A 1,467-nucleotide genomic window follows, 5' to 3' on the forward strand; every position below is an offset into this window, starting at 1 on the left:
ACATCAGAAAACAACAGGGTGGTATTTCACCTATGGCTCCACACCGGCTGGCGCCAGTGCTTCAAAGCCTCCCACCTATGCTACACAATTCTTTCCTAATGCCACTCTGAAGCTGCAGTAAAGGTGCACGGGGTCTTTCCGTCTAACCGCGGGTACTCCGCATCTTCACGGAGAATTCAATTTCGCTGAGCATATCCTGGAGACAGTGGGGAAGTCGTTACGCCATTCGTGCAGGTCGGAACTTACCCGACAAGGAATTTCGCTACCTTAGGACCGTTATAGTTACGGCCGCCGTTTACCGGGGCTTCAATTCGGAGCTTGCACTCCTCCTCTTAACCTTCCGGCACCGGGCAGGCGTCAGACCCTATACGTCGTCTTGAAGCCGACTTAGCAGAGTCCTGTGTTTTTGCTAAACAGTCGCTACCCCCTGGCCTGTGCCCCCCACCAGTGCTTGCGCATAGGTGGGGCCTCCTTCTTCCGAAGGTACGGAGGCAATTTGCCGAGTTCCTTCAGGATACTTCTCTCAAGCGCCTTGGTATACTCTACCTGACCACCTGTGTCGGTTTCGGGTACGGTCTATATGGAGAGGCTATTTCCTGGAACCTCGTCACTGCCAGCTCAATCCGATAAGAGCTGACAATTTAAGAGATCCGTCACTCATCTCCAGGCCCACGAATATTAACGTGGTTCCCATCGACTACCCCCTTCGGGCTCGTCTTAGGGGCCGGCTCACCCTGCTCAGATTAGCTTTAAGCAGGAACCCTTGGTCTTTCGGCGAGAGGGCATCTCACCCTCTTTGTCGCTACTCATGTCAGCATTCGCACTTCCGATACCTCCACGGTCGGTTACCCTTCCGCTTCGCAGGCCTACGGAACGCTCCGCTACCGCTGGACTATAAAGTCCAACCCTAAGCTTCGGTGCACGTCTTGAGCCCCGTTACATCTTCGCCGCAGGAACCCTTGTTTAGACCAGTGAGCTGTTACGCTTTCTTTAAATGATGGCTGCTTCTAAGCCAACATCCTGGTTGTTTTGGGATTCCCACATGCTTTCCCACTTAGACGTGACTTGGGGACCTTAGCTGTAGGTTAGGGCTGTTTCCCTTTTGACGACGGACCTTAGCACCCGCCGTCTGTCTGCCGGATAAATCTCGTTGGTATTCGGAGTTTGGTTAGAGTTGGTAGATCTCGCGACCCCCGCATCCATCCAGTGCTCTACCCCCAACGGTATACGTCCGACGCTCTACCTCAATAGATTTCGCGGAGAACCAGCTATTTCCCGGTTTGATTGGCCTTTCACCCCTAAACACAACTCATCCGACAATTTTTCAACATTGAACGGTTCGGCCCTCCAGTGCGTGTTACCGCACCTTCAGCCTGGTCATGCCTAGATCACCGGGTTTCGGGTCTAATTCATCGAACTCTGTCGCCCTATTCAGACTCGCTTTCGCTGCGCCTACACCTAACGGCT

Annotated in this window: 1 rRNA gene; it reads right to left on the reverse strand. The window is 53.4% G+C overall.

Annotation, left to right across the window (positions count from 1 at the left end):
- A 23S ribosomal RNA gene (locus IE191_RS20890) occupies positions 1-1,467 on the reverse strand; the annotation flags it as partial.

Origin of the sequence: Novosphingobium pokkalii (genome assembly GCF_014652855.1) — a bacterium.
GTDB classification, from domain to species: domain Bacteria; phylum Pseudomonadota; class Alphaproteobacteria; order Sphingomonadales; family Sphingomonadaceae; genus Novosphingobium; species Novosphingobium pokkalii.